19 protein-coding genes and 1 pseudogene are annotated in these 25,963 nt (G+C 71.6%); 16 read left to right on the top strand and 4 right to left on the bottom strand.

The genetic code is table 11. The features are described from left to right. Window positions 1-138 precede the first annotated feature (138 nt). The 4 genes and pseudogenes from OG556_RS13585 to OG556_RS13570 all read right to left on the bottom strand — a co-directional run bounded on the left by OG556_RS13585 (window position 139) and on the right by OG556_RS13570 (window position 2,599). On the bottom strand, window positions 139-402 hold the full coding sequence (locus OG556_RS13585) for a type II toxin-antitoxin system RelE/ParE family toxin (protein ID WP_371517250.1): 264 nt from the start codon (window positions 400-402) through the stop codon (window positions 139-141). After that, a complete protein-coding gene (locus OG556_RS13580; RefSeq protein ID WP_371517249.1) occupies window positions 395-664 on the bottom strand; it encodes a type II toxin-antitoxin system Phd/YefM family antitoxin in 270 nt (89 codons plus the stop codon). Before OG556_RS13580 ends, OG556_RS13585 begins: the two co-directional genes overlap by 8 nt. A 64-nt stretch (window positions 665-728) precedes the next feature. After that, window positions 729-1,394 (bottom strand): HAD-IA family hydrolase, encoded by a 666-nt coding sequence (locus OG556_RS13575; RefSeq protein ID WP_371517248.1) that lies wholly within the window; start codon window positions 1,392-1,394, stop codon window positions 729-731. A 57-nt stretch (window positions 1,395-1,451) separates the two neighbouring features. Continuing rightward, window positions 1,452-2,599, bottom strand: a pseudogene (locus OG556_RS13570) (dihydrofolate reductase family protein). A 160-nt stretch (window positions 2,600-2,759) separates the two neighbouring features. Here OG556_RS13570 and OG556_RS13565 point away from each other — a divergent pair. The 16 genes from OG556_RS13565 (at window position 2,760) to OG556_RS13490 (ending at window position 25,962) form a co-directional block, all read left to right on the top strand. Next, a complete protein-coding gene (locus OG556_RS13565; RefSeq protein WP_371517247.1) occupies window positions 2,760-3,578 on the top strand; it encodes a methyltransferase domain-containing protein in 819 nt (272 codons plus the stop codon). A 232-nt stretch (window positions 3,579-3,810) separates the two neighbouring features. Further along, the gene (locus tag OG556_RS13560; protein WP_371517246.1) at window positions 3,811-5,250 is read left to right on the top strand and encodes a DUF4190 domain-containing protein; all 1,440 of its coding nucleotides are present in this window, start codon (window positions 3,811-3,813) and stop codon (window positions 5,248-5,250) included. Between the two features lie 179 nt (window positions 5,251-5,429). Next, window positions 5,430-5,612 (top strand): SPOR domain-containing protein, encoded by a 183-nt coding sequence (locus tag OG556_RS13555; RefSeq protein ID WP_371517245.1) that lies wholly within the window; start codon window positions 5,430-5,432, stop codon window positions 5,610-5,612. A gap of 10 nt (window positions 5,613-5,622) precedes the next feature. Next, a complete protein-coding gene (locus OG556_RS13550; protein WP_371517244.1) occupies window positions 5,623-6,039 on the top strand; it encodes an NUDIX domain-containing protein in 417 nt (138 codons plus the stop codon). Between the two features lie 179 nt (window positions 6,040-6,218). Next, a complete protein-coding gene (locus OG556_RS13545; RefSeq protein ID WP_371517243.1) occupies window positions 6,219-8,972 on the top strand; it encodes a SpoIIE family protein phosphatase in 2,754 nt (917 codons plus the stop codon). A gap of 254 nt (window positions 8,973-9,226) precedes the next feature. Then, a complete protein-coding gene (locus OG556_RS13540) occupies window positions 9,227-11,836 on the top strand; it encodes a SpoIIE family protein phosphatase (RefSeq protein ID WP_371517242.1) in 2,610 nt (869 codons plus the stop codon). A gap of 103 nt (window positions 11,837-11,939) precedes the next feature. Then, entirely contained in the window at window positions 11,940-13,799 is a 1,860-nt protein-coding gene (locus tag OG556_RS13535) for an ABC transporter family substrate-binding protein (protein WP_371517241.1), read from the top strand. 272 nt (window positions 13,800-14,071) lie between these two features. After that, window positions 14,072-15,976, top strand: a complete 1,905-nt coding sequence (gene typA, locus OG556_RS13530) for a translational GTPase TypA (protein ID WP_350879930.1) — start codon at window positions 14,072-14,074, stop codon at window positions 15,974-15,976. Between the two features lie 429 nt (window positions 15,977-16,405). Continuing rightward, window positions 16,406-18,043 (top strand): ABC transporter substrate-binding protein, encoded by a 1,638-nt coding sequence (locus OG556_RS13525; RefSeq protein WP_371517240.1) that lies wholly within the window; start codon window positions 16,406-16,408, stop codon window positions 18,041-18,043. Between the two features lie 141 nt (window positions 18,044-18,184). Then, window positions 18,185-19,111 carry an ABC transporter permease gene (locus OG556_RS13520; protein ID WP_363372519.1) on the top strand — a complete coding sequence of 309 codons (927 nt, stop codon included), beginning with the start codon at window positions 18,185-18,187 and terminating at the stop codon, window positions 19,109-19,111. Next, complete coding sequence (locus tag OG556_RS13515) at window positions 19,104-20,048, top strand: ABC transporter permease (protein WP_371517239.1); 945 nt, start codon at window positions 19,104-19,106, stop codon at window positions 20,046-20,048. The genes OG556_RS13520 and OG556_RS13515 overlap by 8 nt, the downstream gene beginning before the upstream one ends. A gap of 19 nt (window positions 20,049-20,067) precedes the next feature. Next, window positions 20,068-21,120, top strand: a complete 1,053-nt coding sequence (locus OG556_RS13510; RefSeq protein ID WP_371517238.1) for an ABC transporter ATP-binding protein — start codon at window positions 20,068-20,070, stop codon at window positions 21,118-21,120. Next, window positions 21,113-22,129 carry an ABC transporter ATP-binding protein gene (locus OG556_RS13505; RefSeq protein WP_371517237.1) on the top strand — a complete coding sequence of 339 codons (1,017 nt, stop codon included), beginning with the start codon at window positions 21,113-21,115 and terminating at the stop codon, window positions 22,127-22,129. The genes OG556_RS13510 and OG556_RS13505 overlap by 8 nt, the downstream gene beginning before the upstream one ends. Before the next feature lie 172 nt (window positions 22,130-22,301). Then, window positions 22,302-23,927, top strand: coding sequence for an ABC transporter substrate-binding protein (locus tag OG556_RS13500; RefSeq protein ID WP_363621423.1), 1,626 nt, complete (start codon window positions 22,302-22,304; stop codon window positions 23,925-23,927). 117 nt (window positions 23,928-24,044) lie between these two features. Next, complete coding sequence (locus OG556_RS13495; RefSeq protein WP_363585423.1) at window positions 24,045-24,971, top strand: ABC transporter permease; 927 nt, start codon at window positions 24,045-24,047, stop codon at window positions 24,969-24,971. A gap of 76 nt (window positions 24,972-25,047) precedes the next feature. Then, entirely contained in the window at window positions 25,048-25,962 is a 915-nt protein-coding gene (locus OG556_RS13490; protein WP_363585478.1) for an ABC transporter permease, read from the top strand. Window position 25,963 lies beyond the last annotated feature (1 nt).

The following is a 25,963-nucleotide window of genomic DNA, read 5'->3' as shown; positions in this document are numbered from 1 at the left end:
GTCTAGTCGGTGACTTGGCGGCGCTTCGCCAGTCTGGCAAATGTGCAGGTCGGAAGGGGTCGGGCTCTGTCGAGTCCGACCCCTTCCGTGTCACCGTGCTGGACGGGTGCTGATGTTCTGGCTCCGGGTCGGCGGCCATCAGGCCTCGTAAACGGTGGATCGGTGTCCCACGTGGACGACCCAGATCACCAGTTCCCCGTTGTCGATCGTGTAGACGACGCGGTAGTCGCCGACGCGTAGGCGGCGACGCTCGGGCTGGGAGACGAGCGCAGTGGTGTTGAAGCCGAGGGGATCGGTCTCCAACTCGGTCAGCTTGGCCAGGATGCGCAGCGCCATGTCGCGAGGGATCTTCCGGAGTTCGGCCTGAGCCTCGGGCCGGAAGACCGTCCGGAACTCACTCATTGCGCGCCAGCGTCTCCCTCATGACGTCCTCGATCGGGATGCCGGCTGCGGGATTCGCCATGCGCTCGTCGATGATCCGGTTGATCTCGCGCTCTTCCCACTTCTGGTACTTCCGAAGTACCTCGATGGACACCACGGCGGCGACTTCTTTGCCTCGGCGCGTGATCACCGTGGGTACGTCGTCCCGGTCGGCGCGCTCCACGACCTCGGCCAGGTGCGCGCGCACGTCGCGGATGGACTCTATGGGCAAGGGCTGCGTCATGCGCTCAAGGGTACCGAGTGTTCCATGTGTACACAACGGGATCCGGGCGGTGCGGCCGGCCCGGTCAGGGGCGGATGCTGACGGTCAGGGTGCCGTCCGGGGTGGTGGTCACGGTGACGTCGTCGAGGGTGGCGGCGTGGGCGTCCGGTCGGTGGGCGGCGGCGCGGGGGCCGATGCCGATGACGCGGATGCCGGCGGCGCGGGCGGCCGTGATGCCGGCGTCGGAGTCCTCGAAGGCGAGGCAGTCGGCGGGGGCGAAGCCGAGGGCGGCGGCGCCCTTGAGGAAGCCCTCCGGGTCGGGCTTGCTGGCGCCGACGGACTCGGCGGTCACCAGGACGGGCGGCATCGGGAGGCCGGCGGCGCCCATCCGGACCCGGGCGAGCGGTTCGTCGGCGGAGGTGACCAGGGCGTGCGGCAGGCCGTCCAGGGCGGCGAGGAAGGCGCCCGCGCCGGGGATCGGGACGACGCCGTCGGTGTCGGCGCGCTCGGCGGCGAGCATCTGCCGGTTGTCGGCGAGGTTGAGTTCCACCGGGCGGTCGGGCAGCAGTTCGGCCATCGTCGCGTGGCCCTGGCGGCCGTGGGCGACGGCCAGTACGGCGACGGGGTCGAGTCCGTGCTGCTCGGCCCAGCGGTGCCAGCAGCGCTCGACCACGGCGTCGGAGTTGACCAGGGTGCCGTCCATGTCCAGGAGGAGGGCGCGAGCGGTCAGCTGGAGGGGTGTGGCGGGCATGGGGCTGCTCCTCGGGCAAGGAAGGACGAGCTCTTTGTTCCCCGATGATACAAAAGATCAGCCGAGCAGGTGGGCGTTGACCGCGCGGGCCGCCTCGGCGAGCTCCGGCAGCTCCACCACCTCGACCCCGGCCGCCGCCAGCAGGGCCGTGCCCTGGCAGTCGGTGACGAACAGGTCCGGCTCGCGCCAGGCCACCACCACCCGCGGCACGCCCGCCGCGATCAGCAGCCGGGCGCACGGCGCCGGCCGCGAGGCGCGCTGTCCGCACGGTTCGAGCGAGCTGTAGACGGTCGCCCCGCGCAGCCGCGGGTCGCCGGCCGGGAGCTTGCCGAGGGCCGCCTCCTCGGCGTGGTCGTGCGCGTCGCCCTCCCGGCTGTAGCCCTCCGCCAGGACCTCGCCGTCGGCGCCGACGATCACCGCGCCGACCGAGAAGGCCGTCGCGGACGGCGGGCAGCGGCGGGAGAGTTCGACGGCCCGGCGCAGGTGGTCGAGGTCGGTGGTCGCGGGACGGGCTCCGGTCACGGGGCGGGCTCCTTCGGGGCGTACCTGAGCAGGACGACGTCGTCCACCGTACGTGCCTCCAGCAGGCGCATCCGCCGGGCCGGGCCACCCGGGAACGCGGCCGGGCGGACGAACCGCGGCGCCTCGGCCTGGCCGACCAGCAGCGGGGCGACCGCCAGCTGGAGCTCGTCCGCCAGGCCCTGGGCCAGGAACTGGGTGTGCACGCCGCCGCCGCCCTCGACCATCAGCCGGCGCACCCCGCGCGCGCCCAGGTCGTCCAGCACCGCGCCGAGGTCCACCGCGCCGCCGAGCGCGACCACCTCGGCCAGCCCGTCCAGGCGGGGCCGCAGCACGGTCGCGCCGGCGTCCGTGGTGTAGGCGAGCCGGGCGCCGCCGGTGTGCCAGAAGCGCAGGCCGGCGTCGAGCGCGCCGCTCGCGCTGAGCGTCACCTTCAGCGGGTACTCGGCGCGGCCGTCCGCGAGCCGGGCGGCCCGGCGTGCGGGGTCGTTGACCAGCAGGCGCGGATTGTCGGCGCGCAGCGTGTTGCCGCCGACCAGGACGGCGTCGGCGGCCGCGCGTTCGGCGTCGACCCGGTCGAAGTCGGCCCGGTTGGAGAGCAGCAGGCGGTCGGGGGAGGCGTCGTCGAGGTGGCCGTCGAGGGACATCGCGGCGCTCAGCAGGACGAAGGGGCGCTGGCCGGGCATGGGCGGGGGGACCGTTCTCTCGGGTGCGCCCCCACGGTACGGCCGGCGGGGGTGCTGCGGTCGCCGGGTGATCGACAGGTGAGACGAATCTTCTCGGAATGCGGAACGTCCACTAGCGTCGAAGGCATCGCGGAAACCGACCACTCCCCAGGGGGACGCCATGACCGGACAGCAGCCCGACACCGTCTACACCCACGGCTACCAGGAGGCCGTGCTGCGCTCGCACCGCTCCCGGACGGCGGCCGACTCGGCCGCCTACCTGCTGCCCGAACTGCGCCCCGGGCAGGCGCTGCTGGACATCGGCTGCGGGCCCGGCACGATCACCGCCGACCTGGCCGAGCTGGTCGGCCCGGACGGTCGCGTGGTGGCCGTGGACACCTCCGCCGAGGTGCTGGAGCAGGCCGCCGCCTACGTGGCCGGCCGAGGCCTGTCCAACGTCGTGTTCGAGGTCGCCGATGTCCACGAACTGCCCTACCGGGAGGGCGAGTTCGACGTGGTGCACGCTCACCAGGTGTTGCAGCACGTGGCCGACCCGGTGGCCGCGCTGCGTGAGATGCGCCGGGTCGCGGCGCCGGGCGGTGTGGTCGCGGCCCGGGACGTCGACTACGCGTCGATGACCTGGTTCCCCGAGGCGCCCGCGCTGGACCGCTGGCTGGAGCTGTACGAGCGGATCGCCCGCGCCAACGGCGGTGAGCCGGACGCCGGGCGGCGGCTGCTGTCCTGGGCGCGGGCGGCGGGCTTCACCGACATCGCGGCGAGCGCCACCACCTGGACGTACGCGACGCCCGAGCAGCGCGCCTGGTGGGGCGGGATGTGGGCGGACCGGGTGACCGGCTCCGCCATCGGCCGGACGGCGGTGGAGCGGGGCTTCGCGGACCAGGCCGAACTGGCGCGGATCGCGGCCGGCTGGCGGGAGTGGAGCGCCGCCGGGGACGGCTGGTTCTCCATGCTGCACGGCGAGATCCTGGCGCGCGGCTGACCGGGGGCCGGGCCGGCGACGGGCCGAGGGCGGGGCCGGGCGGCGGGATGGGGAGCGGGACGGGCGGCGGGGTGGGAGAAACGCCCGCGCGGGCGTTCGGAAAGATCGGGTAAAGTCGCGCGTCCGCTCGTACCGGGGCCGTTCGGGCCCGTCCGGCCCGTTGCTGGAGGGGGCGAGCCGACGAGTCGAGCTGCCGAGTCGATGCCCGTACCGGCGGGCCGGGGGAGTCCACGTGTCCAAGCCTGCGTCCGAGCCGCCCGCGCCGGGGCCGGAGTCGCCCGCGGCCGATCCCCGTACACCGGCCCACGAGGCCGCGCCGGCGAAGCAGGCCGAGCGGGCGGGGCAGTCGGAGTGGACGGACCAGCCGGAGCAGCAGGCGCAGCCCGGGCAGCCCGAGCCGGTCGCGGTACCCGGCCAGCCCGGCCCCGCCGTCCCGCCCGCGCCCGCCGTCCCGCCCGTGCCGCCCCTCCCGCCCGAGCCCGCCAACCCGTGGGCCGCGCCCCTGCCGTCGCAGTCCCGGTCGCAGGCCCCGCCGCAGCCACCGCCCCCGCCGCTGCCCGCCGGCGGCTGGGCGTCGGTGCCGCCCGCCGCGCAGTCCGGCCTCCAGCCCGGCTTCCCCTACCCCCGGCCCGCCCCCGTCACCAACGGTTTCGCGGTCGCCGCCCTGGTGACCGGCCTGGTCGTGGTGGCGCCGGTGGCCCTGGTGTTCGGCATCATCGCGCTGGTCCAGATCAACCGCCACAAGGAGCGCGGCTTCGGCATGGCGTTGACCGGCCTGGTGCTCGGGGTGGTCGGCACGGTGCTGCTGTCGCTCGTGGTGGCCGGTTCGGCCTTCGAGTCCCCCGACAGCGGCCGGTTCGGCCAGTCCGTGAAGGCTCCGGCCGGGTCCGTCCCGTGGGCCGCGCTGAAGTCCGGGGACTGCTACAACACCCCCGACAACGGCAGCCGGGCCGACCCCGAGGGCGGGGACGAGACGCTCTACTGGGTCCGCCGGGTGCCGTGCTCGGCCCCGCACCACGGTGAGGTGGCCGGCACCGCCCGGATCCCCGCGAGCGACGGCCCGTCCTACCCGGGCGAGGCGACGGTCCGCCTGCGGGCCGCCGAACTGTGCCGCACGGTGCTCGACGACTACGCCCTCGACCAGTGGGCGATCCCGGACGGCATGGACGACGTCTACCTCTACCCGACCCGGGGCAACTGGAGGTCCGGCGACCGCTACGTCACCTGCGCGTTCGAGGACCGCGACGGCGAGCACCTGGGGACGGTCCGCACCGACCGGGGCAGCCTGAACCCCGCCCAGCTGGCCTACCTGGAGGCCGTCCGGGGCTTCAACGACGCCTACGCGGAGCAGCCGAGCAAGGGCTTCGCGGACGCGTCGTCCGAGTACCGGACCTGGGCCCGGCGGATGTCCACCGCCTCCCACGCGGAGGCCGCGGCGCTGAACAGGGCGTCGGTGGCGTGGCCGGCCGAGGTCAAGCCGGCGGTCCGCAAGCTGGCCGCGGCCCAGGAGGCGGCCGCCACCGCCTGGGACGCGGCGGCCTCCGGCGACGACCTGGAGGGCGACGTCCGGCGGGCCCGGGCGCTGGTGACCAAGTCGGTGCCGCTCAGCATCGAGATCCGGCGCGGGCTCGGCCTGTCCACCGGCGAGCAGGTGCCCGACCTCCAGGCCTGAGCCGCTGACGGGTCCGGGCCGTCGAGGGGGCTGATCCACCGAGGGGTCCGGGCCGCCGGGCGCGGCCGGGTTACCCGCCGTTAACCGCACCCGTACCTGCCGGTAGCGAGCCGCCCGTAGCGTCGTGGGGGCGGATCCCCGGCCCGACCCCCACGCAGGCCGGGGATACGCTCCCCGCCATGAGCGCCTTTCGGGTGATGCGGCAGGACGACAACGGCAACCGCTTCCTGGTCGCGGCCGGGCTCGACCGCGTCGCGGCGGAGCGGCTGGCGGCCGAGTTCGAGGCCCGCGGCCACAAGCAGCTGTACTGGGTCGAGGCCGAGGCCGAGGCAGCGGACGGCGAGGGGCCGGACACGCCCTAGGGTCGGGCCCATGGACAAGGCGAGCGAGAACACCGTCGAGCCCCGGATCGTCGTCGGCGGCGCCCTCATCCACGGGGGCCGGGTGCTCGCCGCCCGGCGCAGCGCGCCCGCGGCGGTGGCGGGGCGCTGGGAGTTCCCGGGCGGGAAGGCCGAACCCGGCGAGACCGAGGCGCAGGCGCTGGAGCGGGAGCTGCTGGAGGAGCTGGGCGTCCGGGCGCGGGCGCTGGAGCGGCTGCCGGGCGCGTGGAGCGTCCGGCCGGGGCTGGAGCTGCGCTTCTGGACGGCCGAGCTGCTGGCCGGCGACCCCCGTCCGCTGGAGGACCACGACGAGCTGCGCTGGCTCGGCCCGGCCGAGCTGGACAGCGTCGACTGGATCGAGCACGACCGCGACGTCCTGCCGCACGTCGCCCGGTTGCTCCATGCATAGGGCGGCCTGAGCCGGTGTGCGACGCGCGGGGTACGGGGTAGGTCAATCAGACAAGACGACCCGGCGGCCGGGATAGCCTGGGTTCTGCTGGGTATGTCACTTTTCGGCACTATTCGTCACCATCGGTGAGCCGCCCCAGCCGGCGACGCCGATCCCGACCAGAGCCGGAGGCCCCGTCGGTGTCGAGTACCGGGAACGGCGGCGGAGGAGCACGGCGGACAGGCGCCGCGGGGAGCGCAGCCGCCCGTGTCCGGCTGCGCCGGGGCGCCGGGCCCGCCGCCCCGCAGCCGTCGGCCGGCCGCCGTCGGCGGGACGCCGCCGATGCCCCCGAAGCCCCGCGGCCCGACCAGCCGGCGCCGACCCTGGCCGTCCCCGTCTCCGACCCGGGCCCCCAGCCCGGCCTGCGCAGCCGGCCCGCCCGGCCGTTCCCCGGCGGGCCGTCCGACGCCCCGTACGGCCCCGGCGCGCCGGCCGAGGGCAGTCTGCTCGACATGCTGAAGGTCGCCATCGCGATCCTGGACACCGCGGGCCGGGTGGTGCTCTGGAGCCCGGCCGCCGAGGAACTGCTCGGCTGGCCGAACGAGCTGCTGGTCGGCCGCCGGATCGACGAGCTGATCCCCGACCAGGAGCAGGTCGGCCGGATCCGGGCCGCGATCCAGGACACCCTGCGCCACGGCCGCTGGGCCGGCAACGCCGAACTGCGCGACCGGGACGGCGTGCCGATCGCGGTGGATGCCAGGATCTCCCTCCTGGTGGACGGCGACGGCACCCCGTTCCTCCAGGTCAACATGGCCGAGGCGGCCGCCGTCCGGGCCGTCGAGCACGACCTCGCCGTCCGTGACGCGCTGTTCGAGCAGTCCCCGCTGGGCATCGCGATCATGGATACCGAGCTGCGCTACACCGCCGTCAACCAGACCCTGGCCGCGATGAACGGCGTCGCCCTGGAGGACCACGTCGGCCGGACCACCGGCGAGACCCTGCCCGAGCGGGCCGCCGACGAGATCACCGCGATCCAGCGCCAGGTGTTGGCCACCGGCGAGCCGGTCATCGACGTCACCCTCGCCTCCCCGGTCACCGCCCGCTCCGGCTACCGCTCGATCTCCTACAGCCGGATGACCGACCGCTCCGGCCGGGTGCTCGGCATCTCCGGCACCGTGATGGACGTGACCGAGCGCTACCGCGCCGTCGCCAAGGTCGAACACGCCCGGCGCCGGCTCTCGCTGCTCAACGAGTTCGGCTCCCGGGTCGGGGACCTGCTCGACGCCGCCCGGATCGCCCAGGAGCTCGCCAGCTCCGTCGTCCCCCGGCTCACCGACCACTCCGCGGTGATCCTGCTGCAGGCCGTCGCGCACGGTGACGACCTGCCCCGGCACGGCCACGACCGCCGCACCTCGCTGCTCCAGCTCGGCACCGCCTCCGTCCAGGACGGCCCCGAGGTCGAGGTGATGCTCCGCCGCGGCGCCCGGATCACCTTCGCCGAGGACTCCGCCTGCGGCCGGGTGCTGCGCACCGGCGTCCCCGAACTGCTCTCCGGCGCGGACCAGCTCGACGACGTGACGTACCCCGGCGACCCGAAGACGCAGGCCGCCCACGACCTGGGCGTGCACTCCATGCTGGTCGTCCCGCTGCGCGCCCGCGGCATCGTGATCGGTCTGCTGCTGGTCAGCCGGGGCGGCTACCGGGAGGGCTTCGACCGGGACGACCTGGCCTTCACCGTCGAGCTGGCCGACCGGGCCGGCAGCTCGCTGGACAACGCCCGGCTGTACGCCCGCGAGCGCACCGCGGCGCTCACCCTCCAACGCACCCTGCTCCCGCAGCAGGTCCCGCAGCCCACCGGCGTCGAGGTCGCCTACCGGTACGTGCCCGGCAGCAGCGGCGCCGAGGTCGGCGGCGACTGGTTCGACGTCATCCCGCTGCCCGGCGACCGCACCGCGCTGGTGGTCGGCGACGTGATGGGCCACGGCCTGCGGGCCGCCGCCACCATGGGCCGGCTGCGCACCGCCGTCCGGGTGCTGGCCGCCCTCGACCTGCCGCCGGACGTCCTGCTGCGGCACGTCCACGAGCTGGCCGACGACCTGGCCCAGGGCCCGGACGAGGCGCTGCTCGCCACCTGCATCTACGCGGTGTTCGACCCGGGGACGGCCAGACTGACCGTCGCCAAGGCCGGGCACATCCCGCCCGTCCTGGTGGTGCCGGGCGAGGAGGGCGGGGAGCCGACCCGGACCGGCGGCCCACTGCGCGGCGGCGCCGGCCGGATCCTCGACCTGCCCTCCGGCGCCCCGCTCGGCGTCGGCGGCGTCCCGTTCGAATCCGTCGAACTGAAGATCCCCGAGGGCAGCCTGCTCGCCCTCTGCACCGACGGCCTGGTCGAGTCCCGGGACAAGGACCTCGACGTCGGCCTCGGCCGGCTGGTCACCGTGCTCCAGGAGCCGCACGCCTCCATCCAGGCCGCCTGCGAGGCCGTGCTCGACACCATGGAACAGGGCCGCGAGCCGGACGACGTCGCGCTGCTGCTGGCCCGGCTCGGCCACGGCCAGGCCGGTACTCCGACGGCCGGCTGGACCCTGCCCGCCGAGCCCACCGCCGTCTCCCGGGCCCGCCGGCTGGTCCGCTCCACGCTCGCCGAGTGGGGCGTCGAGGAGCTCACCGACACCGCGGAGCTGCTGGTCAGCGAGCTGGTCACGAACGCCGTCCGGTACGCCAGCGCCCCCATCGGCGTGCGGCTGACGCTCGGCGAGACGCTGCTGGTCGAGATCTCCGACCCGCTGCCCGAGCCGCCCCGGGAGCGGCACGCGGCCGAGGCCGACGAGGGCGGCCGGGGCCTGGAACTGGTCCGCCGGCTGGCGCTGCACTGGGGTGCCCGGGCCGAGGGCATCGGCAAGGTGGTCTGGTTCGAGCAGGCGCTGCCGGGTAATGAGCCCGACGAGTCATAGGGAGCGCAGCGGGTCGGGGGCGCGAGCCCGAGCGGGGGCGAGGAGGACGGAACCGCATATGCCAGCAGGTGGCCGGGGGGAGCGCGCAGCCCGGAAGGGGGCGCGGACGTGGCATTGTGGTTGCGCGGGCGGTAGGACAAAAACCTTCGCCCGATCTGATGTTGTGATGTTGAGGGCGTGTGAACGTACCCCTCGATGATGAATACTCGGTCTTCTCGACATCCGGACGGTCGCGGGTTGGAGGGGTCGGTCCGTTGAACAGCACCCCGGCGCGTAACGCGCCGAGCAGCAGCGGTCATGCTGTCGTGCCCGGGCAGGCCGGTTCACCGCACCTGCCCACGCCGGCGGACCCGCCCGGCGCGGGCCCCGTGGGCCTCGGTCACCACCCGGGGGCCGCGAACCACCCGTGGGGCGTGGGCGGCCCCGGGTCGATCTACGACTACATCCGGGTCGCCACCTTCACCATCGGCCCCGACGGCCGGATCAGCCAGTGGAGCGAGCGCGCCGCCGAGTTCTTCGGCGTCCCCGCCCCCGACGCCGTCGGCGCCGACCCGATCACCACCTTCGTCCCCCGCGAGCTCTGGCAGCGCGGACGCGCCCGGCTGGAACGCGCCCTGGCCGGCGAGGAGTGGGTCGGCACCACCCCCTACCGGGACGCCGTCGGCGGCGAGGGCCTCGCCGAGCTGTACCTGATGCCCGACAGCGCCCTGCCCACCGCCGGCGCCACCTGCCTGGCCGTCGACCTCGGCCGGCTGCGCCGGGTCGAGACCGACCTCGCCGCCTCCGAGGCCGTCTTCGGGCAGACGCCCACCGGCTTCATCCTGTTCGACGACCGGCTGCGCCTCCAGCGGGTCAACGACGCCTTCGCCTCCGGCATGGGCCTGGCCCCCACCGACCTCGAAGGCCTCACCCCGCACGACCTCTTCCCACCGTCCGAGGCCGACCGCCTCAGCGCCGCCCTGCGCAAGGTCCTCGCCACCGGCGAGCCCGTGTTCGACCTGCGCTTCCACGGCGCCGTCCCCACCCGCGAGGGCAACCGGCTCTGGGCCGTCTCGCTGTACCGCCTCAACGGCGCGGCCGGACAGCCGATCGGCGTCGCCGGGCAGGTCTCCGACGTCACCAGCCGGCACGTCGCCGAGCGCGAGGCCGACGGCGTCCGCCGCAACCTCGCCCTGCTCAACGAGGCCAGCGCGCACATCGGCTCCACCCTCGACCTGGAGACCACGGCCAAGGAACTGCTCGACGTCGTCGTCCCGCCGTTCTGCGACCTCGCCACCGTCGACCTGTACACCGCGCTGCTCTCCGGCGAGAGCGTGCCCAGCGCCGGCCGGCTCGGCGACACCGTGCTCACCGACGGCAGCGGCGAACTGCGCCGGGTCGCCGTCTCCAGCGTCATCGGCGGCGCCTCCTCGGTGCTCGGCTCGGTCACCGGCCTGCCCATCGCCGAGGCCGGCGGCACCCTCTGTTACCCGCGACGCTCCCCGCACGCCCGGGCGCTGCGCACCGGCCGCAGCGTCGTCCCCGAGCCCGGGCCCGACCCGCTGCTGCGCTCCACCCTGATCGTCCCGCTGGTCGCCCGCGACCAGGTGCTCGGCCTCGTCCAGCTCTCCCGCGCGATCGGCAGCGAGCCCTTCGACGCCCGCGACGTCGCCATCGCCGAGGAGCTCGTCGCCCGCGCCGCCGTCTGCATCGACAACGCCCGGCTCTACCGCCGCGAGCACGAGCGCGCCCTGATCCTCCAGCGCAGCCTGCTGCCCCCGGGCAACCCGGCCGCCAGCGGCCTGGAGATCGCCTGCCGCTACCTGCCCAGCAACAACAACACCGAGGTCGGCGGCGACTGGTTCGACGTCATCCCGCTGCCCGGCAACCGCACCGCCCTGGTCATCGGCGACGTGATGGGGCGCGGCCTGCGCGCCGCCGTCGCCATGGGCCAGCTGCGCACCGCCGTCCGCACCCTCGCCATGCTCGACCTGGAGCCCGGCGAGGTGCTCACCGCCCTCGACGAGATCGCCCGCGGCCTCGGTGGCGACACCGTGCCGGCCGGCCCGCCCACCCCGTACGGCCGGCTCACCTCCGCCGCCGACGAGGAGGCCCGCGAGGTCTACCTGGCCACCTGCGTCTACGCGGTCTACGACGCCGTCACCCGGCGCTGCTGGATCGCCAACGCCGGCCACCTGCCGCCCGTCCTGCTCAGCCCCGGTGAGCCCGCCCGGATGCTCGACGTCCCGCCCGGCCTGCCGCTCGGCGTCGGCGGCGAGCCCTTCGAGGAGGTCGAGCTGACCCTCCCGGACGGCGCCATCCTCGGCCTCTACACCGACGGCCTGGTGGAGAGCCGCAAGCACCAGTTGGACGAGGGCCTGCGCGGCTTCCGCACCGCGCTGTCGGCCAAGGGCAAGGGCCTCGAAGAACTCTGCGAGCACGTCCTCGGCGAGCTCAACCCGCACCACGGCGAGGACGACATCGCCCTGCTGATGGCCAAGGTGCACGCCTTCCCCGAGGACGCCGTCGGCAACTGGTTCCTGCCGCCCGAGCCCACCTCCGTCGCCAAGGCCCGTGAGCTGGCCTGCAGCTGGCTGCTGACCCGCGGCCTGGAGGAGCTCGTGGACACCACCGAGCTGCTGGTCAGCGAACTGGTCACCAACGCGCTCAAGCACGGCCGGGGCGAGATCCGGCTGCGGCTGCTGCGCGATCGCGGCCTGGTCTGCGAGGTCTGGGACGACGGTTACGCCCAGCCCCGGCAGCGGCGCGCCCAGGAGACCGACGAGGGCGGGCGCGGCCTGCAGCTGGTCAGCCTGCTGGCCGAGCGCTGGGGCAGCCGGCGGACGCCCAAGGGCAAGATCGTCTGGTTCGAGCTGGGCCTCTAGGGCGGCTGGAGGCCCTCGGCGGTTCGGCCGTCCGGGTGCAGTCGGCGGGCGGTCCGCCGTGTCGGCCCGCGTCCGGGCGCCCGGACGGCGTTCCATGGCCGCCATGCGCGTCCGCCAGCTCACCTCCGCAGCCGTCGCGCTGCTGCTCGCCGCCGGCCTCGGCGGCTGCTCCGACGGCCGGGATCCGGCCCGTACCCCCGGCCTCGCGCCGGCCTCGGCCGACCCCACCTCCGGCACCGGGGACGTCCGGACCGCCGACCGCAACGCCGTCCGGGTCGGCGGCAGGCTGCGCTGGGCCGTGGACGGCGTCCCGGCCACGCTCAACGTCTACCAGGGCGCCGCGACCGCCGACTCGGCACTGCTCGCACACGCCCTCTACCCCTCGCTGTTCCGGCCCGACGGGCACGGCCGGCTCGTCCCCGACCCGGACTACCTGGCCGGCGCCGAGTCCACCCCGCCCGGGCAGCAGCCGCAGGTCGTCACCTACCGGCTCAACCCGCGCGCGGTCTGGAGCGACGGCACCCCGCTGACGGCCGCCGACCTGACCGCCCAGCGGACCGCCCTCTCCGGCCTCGACCCGGCCTACCAGGGCGGCCGCCCGGCCGGGTACGACGCCATCGACGCGATCGCCCAGGGCGCCGACCCGCACGAAGTCCGGGTGACCTTCCGGCGCCCGTACGCCGAATGGCGCTCGCTGTTCGGCCCGCTCTACCCGGCGGCCGAGACGGCCACCCCGGCCGCGTTCAACCGGGCGCTGACCGGCGGAGAGCACCTGAGCGCCGGGCCGTACACCGTCTCCGGCTACGACGCCGCGGCCGGGCAGGTCGTCCTCACCCGCAACCCGCGGTGGTGGGGGGACCAGCCGAAGACCGACCGGATCGAGTTCATCGCCGCGCCGCCGGAGGGCCGGCTGGACGCGCTCGACCAGAACCGGCTGGACATCGCCCCGCTCACCGCGGCGGTGGACCAGGCGGTGCCCGGGTCCGCCCCGGCCGCCTCCGCCACGCCCACCGCCTCCGCCGCACCGACCGCCACGCCGACCGCCACCCCGGACGCCGCCGGTACGCCGACCGCCGAGGCGGCGCCCCCGCCCGCCGCACCCGAGGCCGCGGCGCTGGCCCTGCGGCGGGCCGAGGGGCTGCACGGCGTCATCGTGCACCGGGCCGTCGGCGCCTCGCTCACCCAGCTCACCCTCAACTCCGCCCACGGCCCGCTCGCCGACCCGGCCCTGCGGCTCGCCCTGACCCGCGCCGTCGACCGGCGGCGGATCGCCGACGCCGCGCTCACCCCGCTCGGCCTGCCCGGCGCCCCGCTGGGCAGTCACCTGCTCGCCGGCGACCAGGACGGCTACCGCGACAACAGCGCGGCCGCCGGCCCGGCCGACGCCGCCCGGCTGTTCGACGAGGCGGGCTGGAAGCGGCCCGACAACGGCGGCACCCGCACCAAGGACGACAAGGAGCTCACCCTCACCCTGCTCGTCCCGGCCGGCTCCGCGACCGCCCAGCGCACCGCCGACGCGCTCACCGCCGACCTCGGCGAGTCCGGAGTCGAGGTGAAGGCCGTGACCGCGTCCGCCGGCACCTTCGTCCAGGAGCAGCTGGCCGCCGGGGAGTACGACCTCGCCCTGTTCTCCTGGCCCGCCGGCACCAGCCCGGCGAGCGAGCAGCGGCCCGTCTACGCCAAGCCCCGGCCCGACGCCGACGGCACCCTCGACGTCGGCAGCAACTACGCCCGCAGCGGAACCGAGGAGATCGACCGGCTCTTCGACCGTGCCACCGCCGAGCTCGATCCGGCCGCCCGGCTCGGCCTGCTCCAGGAGGCGGACGTGCGGATCTGGCAGCTCGGCCACTCGGTGCCGCTCTACCAGCGGCCGGAGCTGGTCGGCGTCCGGGCGGGCGTCGCCGGCGCCGGGGTCTGGGGGTACGGCTGGCCGCGCTTCCAGGACGTGGGGTGGAGCGCTTGAGCCCGCTCCCCGGGCCCGGCGGAGCCGGTCGGGGAGCGAACACCGGGTGACGAACGGGTGGCCTGCCTGTGATCTTGATCCCGCCCGACCTGCTCGTTTCTGCTCACCTGGGCGCTTCCCCGTACGATAGGAGGAAGCCGAGGCATGTCCGTTGCCACGGCGGGTGGACCGGTAGTAGCAGGCGGAACGGGCGGCGGCGATCCAGAGGGATCGCTGGTCGGCGTCTCGCGGCCGGGCGCCGTAACCCACGATTCCAGGAGAATCCGCTAGGCATGCCCACGCGCAACGACATCCGCAACGTCGCTATCGTCGCCCACGTCGACCACGGCAAGACCACTCTGGTCGACGCCATGCTGAAGCAGGCCGGCGCCTTCGCCGCCCACCAGCACCTGGACGACCGGATGATGGACTCCAACGACCTGGAGCGCGAGAAGGGCATCACCATTCTCGCGAAGAACACCGCCGTCAAGTACCACCCGAAGGATGGTGGCGCGCCCATCACCATCAACATCATCGACACCCCGGGCCACGCCGACTTCGGTGGCGAGGTCGAGCGCGGTCTGTCGATGGTGGACGCGGTCGTCCTGCTGGTCGACGCCTCCGAGGGCCCGCTGCCGCAGACGCGCTTCGTGCTCCGCAAGGCGCTCACCGCCAGGCTTCCCGTCATCCTCTGCATCAACAAGACGGACCGCCCGGACTCCCGGATCGACGAGGTCATCAACGAGACCTACGACCTGTTCCTGGACCTGGACGCGGACGAGGACCAGATCGAGTTCCCGATCGTCTACGCCTGCGCCCGTGACGGCGTCGCCTCGCTGACCAAGCCGGAGAACGGCACCGTCCCGGCCGACAGCACCAGCCTGGAGCCGTTCTTCTCCACGCTGCTGGAGCACGTCCCGGCCCCGACGTACGAGGCTGACGCGCCGCTCCAGGCCCACGTCACCAACCTCGACGCCGACAACTTCCTCGGCCGCATCGCGCTGCTGCGCGTCGAGCAGGGCGAGCTGCGCAAGGGCCAGACCGTGGCCTGGATCAAGCGCGACGGCACCATCTCCAGCGTCCGCATCTCGGAGCTGCTGATGACCGAGGCGCTCACCCGCAAGCCGGCCGAGGTGGCGGGCCCGGGTGACATCTGCGCCGTCGCCGGCATCTCCGAGATCATGATCGGCGAGACCCTCGCCGACCCGGAGAACCCGATCGCGCTGCCGCTGATCACGGTGGACGAGCCGGCCATCTCGATGACCATCGGCACCAACACCTCGCCGCTGGTCGGCCGTGGCGGCAGCGGCAAGGGCGCGGACGCCAAGTCCAGCGGCAAGGTCGACCGCAAGGTCACCGCCCGCCAGGTGAAGGACCGCCTGGACCGCGAGCTGATCGGTAACGTCTCGCTGCGCGTCCTGGAGACCGAGCGCCCGGACGCCTGGGAGGTGCAGGGCCGTGGTGAGCTGGCGCTGGCCATCCTGATCGAGACCATGCGTCGCGAGGGCTTCGAGCTGACCGTCGGCAAGCCGCAGGTCGTCACCAAGGAGGTCAACGGCAAGACCCACGAGCCGGTCGAGCGCCTCACGGTGGACGTGCCGGAGGAGCACATGGGCGCGGTCACGCAGCTCATGGGCGTCCGCAAGGGCCGGATGGACAACATGTCCAACCACGGCTCGGGCTGGGTCCGGATGGAGTTCGTCGTCCCGTCCCGCGGTCTGATCGGTTTCCGGACCGAGTTCCTCACCAGCACCCGCGGCACCGGCATCGCGCACTCGATCCACGAGGGCCACGAGCCGTGGTTCGGCACCCTGACCACCCGCAACAACGGTTCGCTGGTCGCCGACCGGTCCGGCGTGGTCACCGCCTTCGCGATGACCAACCTCCAGGAGCGCGGCGTGCTCTTCTGCGAGCCGGGCACCGAGGTGTACGAGGGCATGATCGTCGGCGAGAACTCGCGCGCCGACGACATGGACGTCAACATCACCAAGGAGAAGAAGCTCACCAACATGCGTTCCTCGAACGCAGACGTGGCCGAGTCGATCGTCCCGCCGCGCAAGCTCTCGCTGGAGCAGTCGCTGGAGTTCTGCCGCGAGGACGAGTGCATCGAGGTGACCCCGGAGACGGTTCGCATCCGTAAGGTCGTCCTCGACGCGAAGGACCGCGGCCGCACCGCCTCGCGCGCCAAGAAGGCGTGATCCGGACGGCTTGACCGGCCTTTGGCCGGAATGCTTCGCCCCCCTTTCCCATGGAGAGGGGGGCGAACTTTTTCAACTACTCCAAGTTGTCGACGGGCGTATTAACGGAATAGCGCTCATCACTCCCAGGTGTCCGCTGAGCGAACGTGACAGTTCGTCATTCATGACGACTGTCCGTTTGGTGCCTGTCTGGCTATGTCTCTTATGTCCGGTTTTCGAAACTTACCGACTGTTCATGTGACCTAATTGAGATCGTCACTGGTCACTTTCGTGTCCGTGCGTGACGGATAGTGGGTGCAGTCAGGCTCGGGTCAAGGGTGACGCGCAGGGGTGCGCGCCGAAACCACGAGCGCGGACGGCACAGCGGGCCAGGTAACACCCGTCCGCAGTGCCCTCCTCGTTGCAACGTCGAATTCAGGAGGCACACCGATGCGTGGTGGGAGCCAGGCCAAGTGGGTTGTCGCAGCTGTTGCGGTCGCCCTCGCCGCGACTGCTTGTAGCAGTGGCGGTTCCACCGGTGGGAGCAGCTCCGATGGCGCTGCGGTCAACGCCCAGGGCGTGTTCAGCTACCAGAGCGGCGAGCCGCAGCGTCCGCTGCAGCCGGCCAACGCCATGGAGAACCAGGGCGGCCGCATCGTCAAGCAGCTCTTCCAGGGCCTCGTCGACTACGACCCCGCCACCGGCGCCCTGCGTAACCAGGTGGCCGACAAGATCGAGACCACTGACGCCAAGAACTACACCGTCACGCTGAAGTCCGGTTGGACCTTCCACGACGGCACCCCGGTGACGGCCAAGTCCTTCGTGGACTCCTGGAACTGGTCGGCGAACACCAAGAACAACCAGATCAACTCGGACTGGTTCTCCGACATCGTCGGCTACGAGGCCGTTCACCCGGAGAAGGGTGACCCGACCGCCGACACCATGTCCGGTCTGAAGGTCGTCGACGACACGCACTTCACCATCGAGCTGAGCAGCCCGGTCTCGTACTTCACGTACAAGCTCGGCTACTCGGCCTTCTACCCGCTGCCGACCGGGTTCTTCTCCGACCCGGCGGGCTACGGCCAGAAGCCGGTCGGCAACGGCCCGTACAAGTTCGTGTCGTGGGAGCACAACAAGGCCATCACCCTGGCCGCCTACGACAAGTACGCGGGCACGAACAAGGCCAAGAACGGCGGCATCGTCTTCCGGAACTACACCGCCGGTGAGGCCGCGTACAAGGACCTGATGTCGGACACCCTCGACGTCCTGGACCAGGTCGACTCGACCGACCTGCCCAAGTACAAGGACGACCTGGGCAAGCGCGCGGTCGACCAGCCGCAGGGCGCCATCCAGAACATCTCCTTCGCGCTGTACAACGCCGACTGGAGCGCTCCGGAGAAGGCCAAGGTCCGCCAGGGCCTGTCGATGGCCATCGACCGTGACACCATCACCAAGACCGTGCTGAACGGCACGCGTCAGCCCGCCGACGCGTTCGTGGCGCCCGGCGTCATGGGCTTCAAGGCCGGCAGCTGCGGCGACGCCTGCAAGTACGACCCGGCGAAGGCCAAGCAGCTCATCGCCGAGGGCAACGGTGTCCCCGGTAACAAGATCACCATCCTCTACAACTCCGATGGTGGTCACAAGGAGTGGGTCGACGCGGTCTGCAACTCGATCCGCCAGGCCACCGGCGTCGAGTGCCTCGGTGACCCGAAGCCGGACTTCAAGACCTCGCGCGACATCGTGACCAAGCGTCAGGTATCGAGCATGATGCGTACCGGCTGGGTGCAGGACTACCCGCTGAACGCCAACTTCCTGCGCGACGTCTACGGCACCGGTGCGGCGGCGAACGACGCCGGCTACTCCAGCCCGGAGTTCGACAAGCTCTCGAAGGAGGCCGACGCGGCCACCACGGTGGAGAAGACCACCGAGCTCTACCAGCAGGCCGAGGCCGTCCTGGCCAAGGACATGCCGGCCATCCCGCTCTGGTACTACAAGACCAGCTCCGGCTGGTCCAACAACGTCCAGAACGTGAAGTTCGACTCCTTCGGCAACCCGGTCTACACCGACGTCGAGGTCAAGAAGAAGTAATCGGTCGGCACCGCCTGACCCGGTGACAACGGCCGGTGCCCGTCCCATCCCCACAAGGGCGAGGACTGGCACCGGCCGTTGGCACGCCGACTTATCTCTGGCCGGGATGACGGGCCCGGCAGAGTCATACATGGAGGCACGATGGGGCGCTTTGTCGCAAGGCGACTGCTCCAGATGATCCCGGTCTTCCTCGGAACGACCGCGCTCATCTTTTTCATGGTGCACGCGCTGCCGGGTGACCCGGTGGCCGCGATGTGGGGCGACAAGGCGCCGGACCCGGCCCAGCTCGCCGCTCTGAGGCACCAGATGGGCTTCGACAAGCCGCTGGTCCAGCAGTACCTCGACTACATGGGGAAGCTGCTCACCGGTGACTTCGGAACCACCCTGGACCAGCGGCCGGTGCTCGACGTGATCACCGATGCGCTGCCGGTCACCACCCGGCTGGCGCTGTTCGCGTTCGCCATCGAGATCGTGCTCGGCGTCACCATCGGCCTCTTCGCCGGTCTGCGCCGCGGCAAGGCGTTCGACAAGAGCACCCTGGTCCTGACCCTGCTGCTGATCTCGATCCCGGTTCCGGTGCTGGGCTTCATCTTCCAGACGGTCTTCGGGCAGAACCTGAAGTGGGTCACGCCGACCGTCCAGGACAGCAACGACATCACCCAGCTGGTGTTGCCGGCGTTCGTGCTCGGCTCGCTGTCGCTGGCGTACGTGGCGCGTCTCACCCGTACCTCCATAGCCGAGAACATCAAGGCCGACTACGTCCGCACCGCGGTGGCCAAGGGCCTGCCCCGGCGCAAGGTGATCGGCACCCACCTGCTCCGCAACTCGATGATCCCGGTGGTCACCTTCCTCGGCACCGACCTGGGCGCCCTGATGGGTGGCGCGATCGTGACCGAGGGCATCTTCAACGTCAAGGGCATCGGCAACGCGCTCTACGCGGCGATCAACCACAAGGAGGGCCCGACGGTCGCCGGCTTCGTGGCCTTCCTGGTGCTCGTGTACCTGGCCGCCGGCCTGATCGTCGACCTGCTTTACGCGGTCCTGGACCCGAGGATCCGTTATGCCTGACCTGACCGAGAAGAAGACGGCCGAGGAGATCCCGGCCCAGCGTGGCGCCGACACCGCGGCGGCCAAGCCCGAGAAGGCCCGTAGCCTCGGCTCCGACGCCTGGAACGACCTGCGCCGCAAGCCGATCTTCGTGATCTCCGCGCTGCTGATCCTGCTGCTGATCGTCATCGCGATCGCCCCCGGGCTGTTCACCTCGGCGGACCCGCGCGCCGGCGACCTGCGTCTGCACTACCTGACCAAGCCGAACTACAGCCACTTCTTCCAGGCGGACTGGTTCGGCTACGACCTCCAGGGCCGCAGCATCTACGCCCGGGTGATCTACGGCGCCCGCGCCTCGGTCGTCGTCGGCATCTGCGTCACGGCGGGTGTGACCATCCTCGGTGGCATCACCGGCATGCTGGCCGGCTACTTCGGTGGCTGGGTCGACACGATCATCTCCCGGGTCACCGACATCTTCTTCGGCATCCCGCTGCTGCTCGGCGCCCTGGTCATCCTCAACGCCTTCACCTCGCGCACCATCTGGAGCGTGGTCTTCGCGCTGGTCTCCCTGGGCTGGACCCAGATGACCCGTGTCATGCGCGGTTCGGTCATCACGGTCAAGCAGGCCGACTTCGTGACGGCCGCCAAGGCGCTCGGCGCAGGCACCAGCCGGATCCTGTGGAAGCACATCCTGCCGAACGCGGTCGCCCCGGTGATCGTCGTCGCCACCATCGCGCTCGGCGGCTACATCGCCACCGAGGCGACGCTGAGCTTCCTCGGCATCGGTCTGCAGGACCCGACCATCTCCTGGGGCATCGACATCAACACCGCCCAGAAGGTGATCCGGACCGCCCCGTTCGCCCTGTTCTTCCCCGCCGGAATGCTGAGCCTCACGGTTCTGGCCTTCATCATGCTCGGCGACGCGGTGCGCGACGCCCTCGACCCGAAGCTCCGCTGAGAGAAGAGGTGACGACCCGATGACCACCGTGATCGAGAACAACAACCAGAAGAGCGGCCGACTCGAAGTTGGCACCCCGCTGCTGGAGGTCAAGAACCTCCACGTGGAGTTCCACACCCGGGACGGCATCGCGAAGGCCGTGAACGGCGTCAACTACTCCGTCGCGGCCGGCGAGACGCTCGCCGTGCTCGGCGAGTCCGGCTCCGGCAAGTCCGTGACCGCCCAGACCATCATGGGCATCCTGGACATGCCGCCCGGCAAGGTGACGCAGGGCGAGATCCTGTACCGCGGCCAGGACATGCTCAAGATGGGCAACGAGGAGCGGCGCAAGATCCGCGGCCAGAAGATCGCGATGATCTTCCAGGACGCGCTGTCCTCGCTCAACCCCGTGCTCAGCGTGGGCTACCAGCTCGGCGAGATGTTCCGGGTGCACCAGGGCGTTTCCAAGAAGGACGCCAAGGAGAAGGCCATCGAGCTGATGGACCGGGTGCGCATCCCGGCCGCCAGGCAGCGCGTCGGCGACTACCCGCACCAGTTCTCCGGCGGCATGCGCCAGCGCATCATGATCGCCATGGCGCTCTCGATGCAGCCCGACCTGATCATCGCGGACGAGCCCACCACCGCCCTGGACGTCACCGTCCAGGCCCAGGTGATGGACCTGCTCGCGGAGCTCCAGGCCGAGTACAACATGGGCCTGATCCTGATCACCCACGACCTCGGCGTGGTCGCCGACGTCGCGGACAAGATCGCCGTGATGTACGCCGGCCGGATCGTCGAGACCGCCCCGGTGCACGACCTGTACGCCAACCCGGCGCACCCGTACACCAAGGGCCTGCTCCGCTCGATCCCGCGCCTGGACCAGAAGGGCCAGGAGCTCTACGCGATCCAGGGCCTGCCCCCGAACCTGCTGAAGGTCCCGACCGGCTGCGCGTTCAACCCCCGCTGTGACGTCGCCACCGACCTGTGCCGCACGGAGACCCCGGCGCTGCACCAGGTGACCGACAAGGACGGCAAGGAGCTCACCGGCCGCCGCAGCGCGTGCCACCTCTGGAAGGAGACCCTCCATGGCTGAGCCCATCCTGGAGGTCAAGGACCTGGTCAAGCACTACCCGCTGAGCCAGGGCATCCTCTTCAAGAAGCAGGTCGGCGCGGTCAAGGCGGTCGACGGCATCTCCTTCGAGCTGGCGAAGGGCGAGACGCTCGGCATCGTCGGCGAGTCCGGCTGTGGCAAGTCCACGCTGGCCAAGGTGCTGATGAACCTGGAACGGGCCACCTCCGGCCAGGTGCTGTTCAAGGGCGAGGACATCTCCAAGCTGTCCGGCCAGGCCCTCAAGGCCGTCCGCCGCAACATCCAGATGGTGTTCCAGGACCCGTACACCTCGCTGAACCCGCGCATGACGGTCGGCGACATCATCGGGGAGCCCTACGAGATCCACCCCGAGGTGGCGCCCAAGGGCGACCGCCGCAAGGCCGTCCAGGACCTCCTGGACGTCGTGGGTCTGAACCCGGAGTACATCAACCGGTACCCGCACCAGTTCTCCGGCGGCCAGCGCCAGCGCATCGGCATCGCCCGCGGCCTCGCGCTCAAGCCCGAGATCATCATCTGCGACGAGCCGGTCTCCGCCCTGGACGTGTCCGTCCAGGCGCAGGTGATCAACCTGCTGGAGAAGCTGCAGGGCGACTTCGGCCTGTCGTACATGTTCATCGCGCACGACCTCTCCATCGTCCGGCACATCTCCGACCGCGTCGGCGTGATGTACCTCGGCAAGATGGTCGAGATCGGCACCGACGAGCAGATCTACGACAACGCCACCCACCCGTACACCCAGGCGCTGCTCTCCGCGGTGCCGGTGCCGGACCCGACGGCGCGCGAGAACCGTGACCGGATCATCCTGACCGGTGACATCCCCTCGCCGGCCAACCCGCCGTCCGGCTGCCGCTTCCGCACCCGCTGCTGGAAGGCGCAGGACCGCTGCGCCGAGGAGATCCCGCTGCTCGCGGTGCCCTCGGTGCTGAAGGGCCCGGCCGCGCACGAGTCGGCCTGTCACTTCGCCGAGGTCCGGGAGCCGGCCGCCGCCTGACTCCCCGTGGCATCCCCGGAAGGGCCCGTGGCTTCGCGCCGCGGGCCCTTCCGTCGTTCCGTCAACTCACGGGGCGTCCGGTGCACCCGTCCGGGTGCACCTGACTCGCGCCGTCGTCCGGGCGCGCTTCTCATGGGGTGTGATGCGACACACACCACGAGGAGGGACTTCCATGCCCGTAGCCGCCCGTGCTCGCTGGGTCCTCGCCGCTGCGACATCCGTGGCCCTGGTGGCCACCGGGTGCAGCAGCGGCGGCGGCGGAAGCAGCAACAGCTCGTCGGACAGCAGCAAGAGCTTCAGCTACCAGAGCAGTGAGCCGCAGAACCCGCTGCAGCCGGCCAACGCGAACGAGGTCGGCGGTGGTCGCATCATCCAGAACCTCTTCAAGGGGCTGGTCGACTACGACCCCGCCACCGCCAAGATCCGGATGCAGGTCGCCGACAAGATCGACACCAGCGACTCCCAGACCTTCGACGTCACGCTGAAGGACGGCTGGAAGTTCCACGACGGCACGCCGGTGCACGCCAAGAACTTCGTGGACTCCTGGAACTGGAGCGCGACCACCAGCAACAACCAGATCAACAGCTCCTGGTTCTCCGACATCGAGGGCTACCAGGACGTCCACCCCGGCAGCGGCCAGCCGACCGCGACCAAGATGTCCGGCCTGACCGTGGTCGACGACCTGCACTTCACCGTCAAGCTCAGCAACAAGGTCTCGTACTTCGAGTACAAGCTCGGCTACATCGCCTTCTCCCCGCTGCCGGACGCCTTCTTCAACGACCCGACCGGGTACGGGCAGAAGCCGGTGGGCAACGGCCCCTACCAGTTCGTCAGCTGGAACCACAACACCGAGGTCGTCACCAAGGCCTTCCCGGACTACCAGGGCGTCGACAAGCCGAAGAACGGCGGCATCGTCTTCAAGATGTACACCACGTCCGAGGCCGCCTACGCCGACCTCCAGTCCAGCAACCTGGACGTGATGGACCAGGTGCCGCCGTCCGCGCTGGCGACGTACAAGAGCGACCTCGGAGACCGGGCGATCGACGCCCCGCAGGGCGCCATCCAGAACATCGGCTTCACCCTCTACCAGGCCGACTGGGCCGCGCCCGACAAGGCCAAGGTGCGCCAGGGCCTGTCCATGGCGATCGACCGCGACACCATCACCAAGACGGTGCTGCAGAACTCCCGCAAGCCGGCCACCGCCTGGGTGGCCGAGGGCGTCGAGGGCTACAAGGACGGCGCCTGCGGCGACTTCTGCAAGTTCGACCCCGCCAAGGCCAAGCAGCTGATCAGCGACGGCGGCGGCGTCCCCGGCAACAAGCTGCTGATCACCTACAACTCCGACGGCGGCCACAAGGAGTGGGTCGACGCGGTCTGCAACTCGATCCGGCAGAGCACCGGCGTCGAGTGCCTCGGCGACCCGAAGCCCGACTTCAAGACCGCGCGCGCCGCGATCACCGGGCACCAGGTCAACGGCGCCTTCCGCACCGGCTGGGTGCAGGACTACCCGCTGAACGCCAACTTCCTGTCCGACGTGTACCGCACCGGCGCCGCGTCCAACGACTTCGGCTACAGCAACCCGCAGTTCGACCAGGCGGCCACCAAGGCCGACGAGGCCGCCAGCGTCGCCGACACGGTGACCGGCTACCAGCAGGCCGAGGCGGTGCTGCCGAGCGGGATGCCGGCTATCCCGCTCTGGTACTACCGCACCAACTCGGGTTACTCGACCAAGGTGCAGAACGTGAAGTTCGACTCCTTCGGAAACCCGGCCTGGACCCAGGTCGAGGTCAAGGGCTGATCCCCCGACCCCTCGCGCCGGCCCCGCCCTTCCCGCACGGAGGGCGGGGCCCGGCCCTCCCGGCCGACCGTCCCCGGCCGGCCGTGCACCCAGGGCACGTCTAGGAAGGAGGCTCGGATGGGCAGTTACGTGCTGCGGCGGGTGCTGCAGATGATCCCGGTGTTCTTTGGCACCACGCTGCTGATCTTCCTGATGGTCTACACGCTGCCGGGCGACCCGGTGTCGGCGCTGTTCGGCGAGAAGGCCGCCGACCCGGCCATCGTGGCCAGCATCAAGCACAAGTACTTCCTGGACCAGCCGGTCTGGAAGCAGTACCTGCACTACATGGGGAACCTCTTCCAGGGGGACTTCGGGACGAGCTTCACCGGCCGCCCCGTCTCCGAGATCATGGCGACCGCCTTCCCGGTCACCATCCGGCTCGCGTTGATGGCCTTCGTCTTCGAAGTGGTCCTCGGCCTCGCCCTGGGTATGGCCTCCGGCCTCCGGCGCGGCAGCGTCCAGGACACCCTGGTGCTGATCCTCACCCTGGTGGTGATCTCGATCCCGGTCTTCGTGCTGGCCTACATCGCGCAGACGATCTTCGCCACCAACCTCGGCTGGGTCACCCCGACGGTGCAGGACTCCACCGACCTCTCCCAGCTGATCCTGCCCGCGATCGTGCTGGGCTCGCTCTCGCTCGCGTACGTCGCCCGGCTCACCCGGACGTCCATCGGCGAGAACCTGCGGGCCGACTACATCCGCACGGCGGTCGCCAAGGGGCTGCCCCGGCGGACCGTCATCTCCCGCCACCTGCTGCGCAACTCGCTGATCCCGGTGGTCACCTTCCTCGGCACCGACCTCGGCGCCCTGATGGGCGGGGCGATCGTCACCGAGGGCATCTTCAACGTGCAGGGCGTCGGCAACGTCCTGTACCGGGCGATCAACCAGAAGGAAGGCCCCACCGTGGTCGGCATCGTGACCGTCCTGGTGATCGTCTACCTCGTCGCCAGCCTGCTCGTCGACCTGCTCTACGCGGTCCTGGACCCGAGGATCCGCTATGCCTGACGTCCACGACGAGAACTCGTACGAGCCGCGCCCCAAGCCCGGGGTCTCGCACCTCGACTACGCCGGGGAGCAGGGCATGGCGGTCGAGCAGGAGACCCTGGTCGAGCCCGACCCGGCCAAGCGGGAGGAGGCCCGCAGCCTCTGGGGCGACGCCTGGCGGGACCTGCGCCGGCGGCCGATCTTCCTGATCTCCGCCGTGCTGATCCTGCTGCTGGTCGTCATGGCGGTCTTCCCCTGGGCGTTCACCGACGCCGACCCGCGCAAGGCCGACCTGATCCACGACTACCTCAGGCGGCCGGACTGGACGGACTTCTTCGGTGCCGGCTGGTTCGGCTACGACGGGCAGGGCCGGTCGATCTACGCCCGGGTGGTGTACGGCGCCCGCGCCTCGATCACCGTCGGCATCTGCGTGACCCTGTCGGTCACCGTGCTCGGCGGACTGGCCGGCATGGTCGCCGGCTACTTCGGCGGCGCCGTCGACGCGGTGATCTCCCGGATCACCGACATCTTCTTCGGCCTCCCACTGCTGCTCGGCGCCCTGGTGCTGCTGAACGCCTTCACCACCCGAACGGTGTGGAGCGTGGTCATCGCGCTGGCCTTCCTCGGCTGGACCCAGATCGCCCGCGTCATGCGCGGCGCCGTGCTGACCGTCAAACAGTCCGACTACGTGGTGGCCGGCCGGGCGCTCGGCGCCGGGACGGGGCGGCTGATGTTCCGGCACATCCTGCCGAACGCGATCGCCCCCGTGATCGTCGTCGCCACCATCGCGCTCGGCGGCTACATCGCCACCGAGGCGACGCTGAGCTTCCTCGGCATCGGTCTGCAGGACCCGACCATCTCCTGGGGCATCGACATCTCCTCCGCCCAGAAGGTGATCCGGACGGCGCCGTACGTGCTGTTCTTCCCGGCCGTGGCGCTCTCCGTCACCGTGCTGGCCTTCATCATGCTGGGCGACGCGGTGCGCGACGCCCTCGACCCGAAGCTTCGCTGAG

The sequence above is a fragment of the Kitasatospora sp. NBC_01300 genome, from assembly GCF_041435235.1.
Lineage (GTDB): Bacteria > Actinomycetota > Actinomycetes > Streptomycetales > Streptomycetaceae > Kitasatospora.
This window is presented reverse-complemented; position numbering and strand designations above follow the sequence as displayed.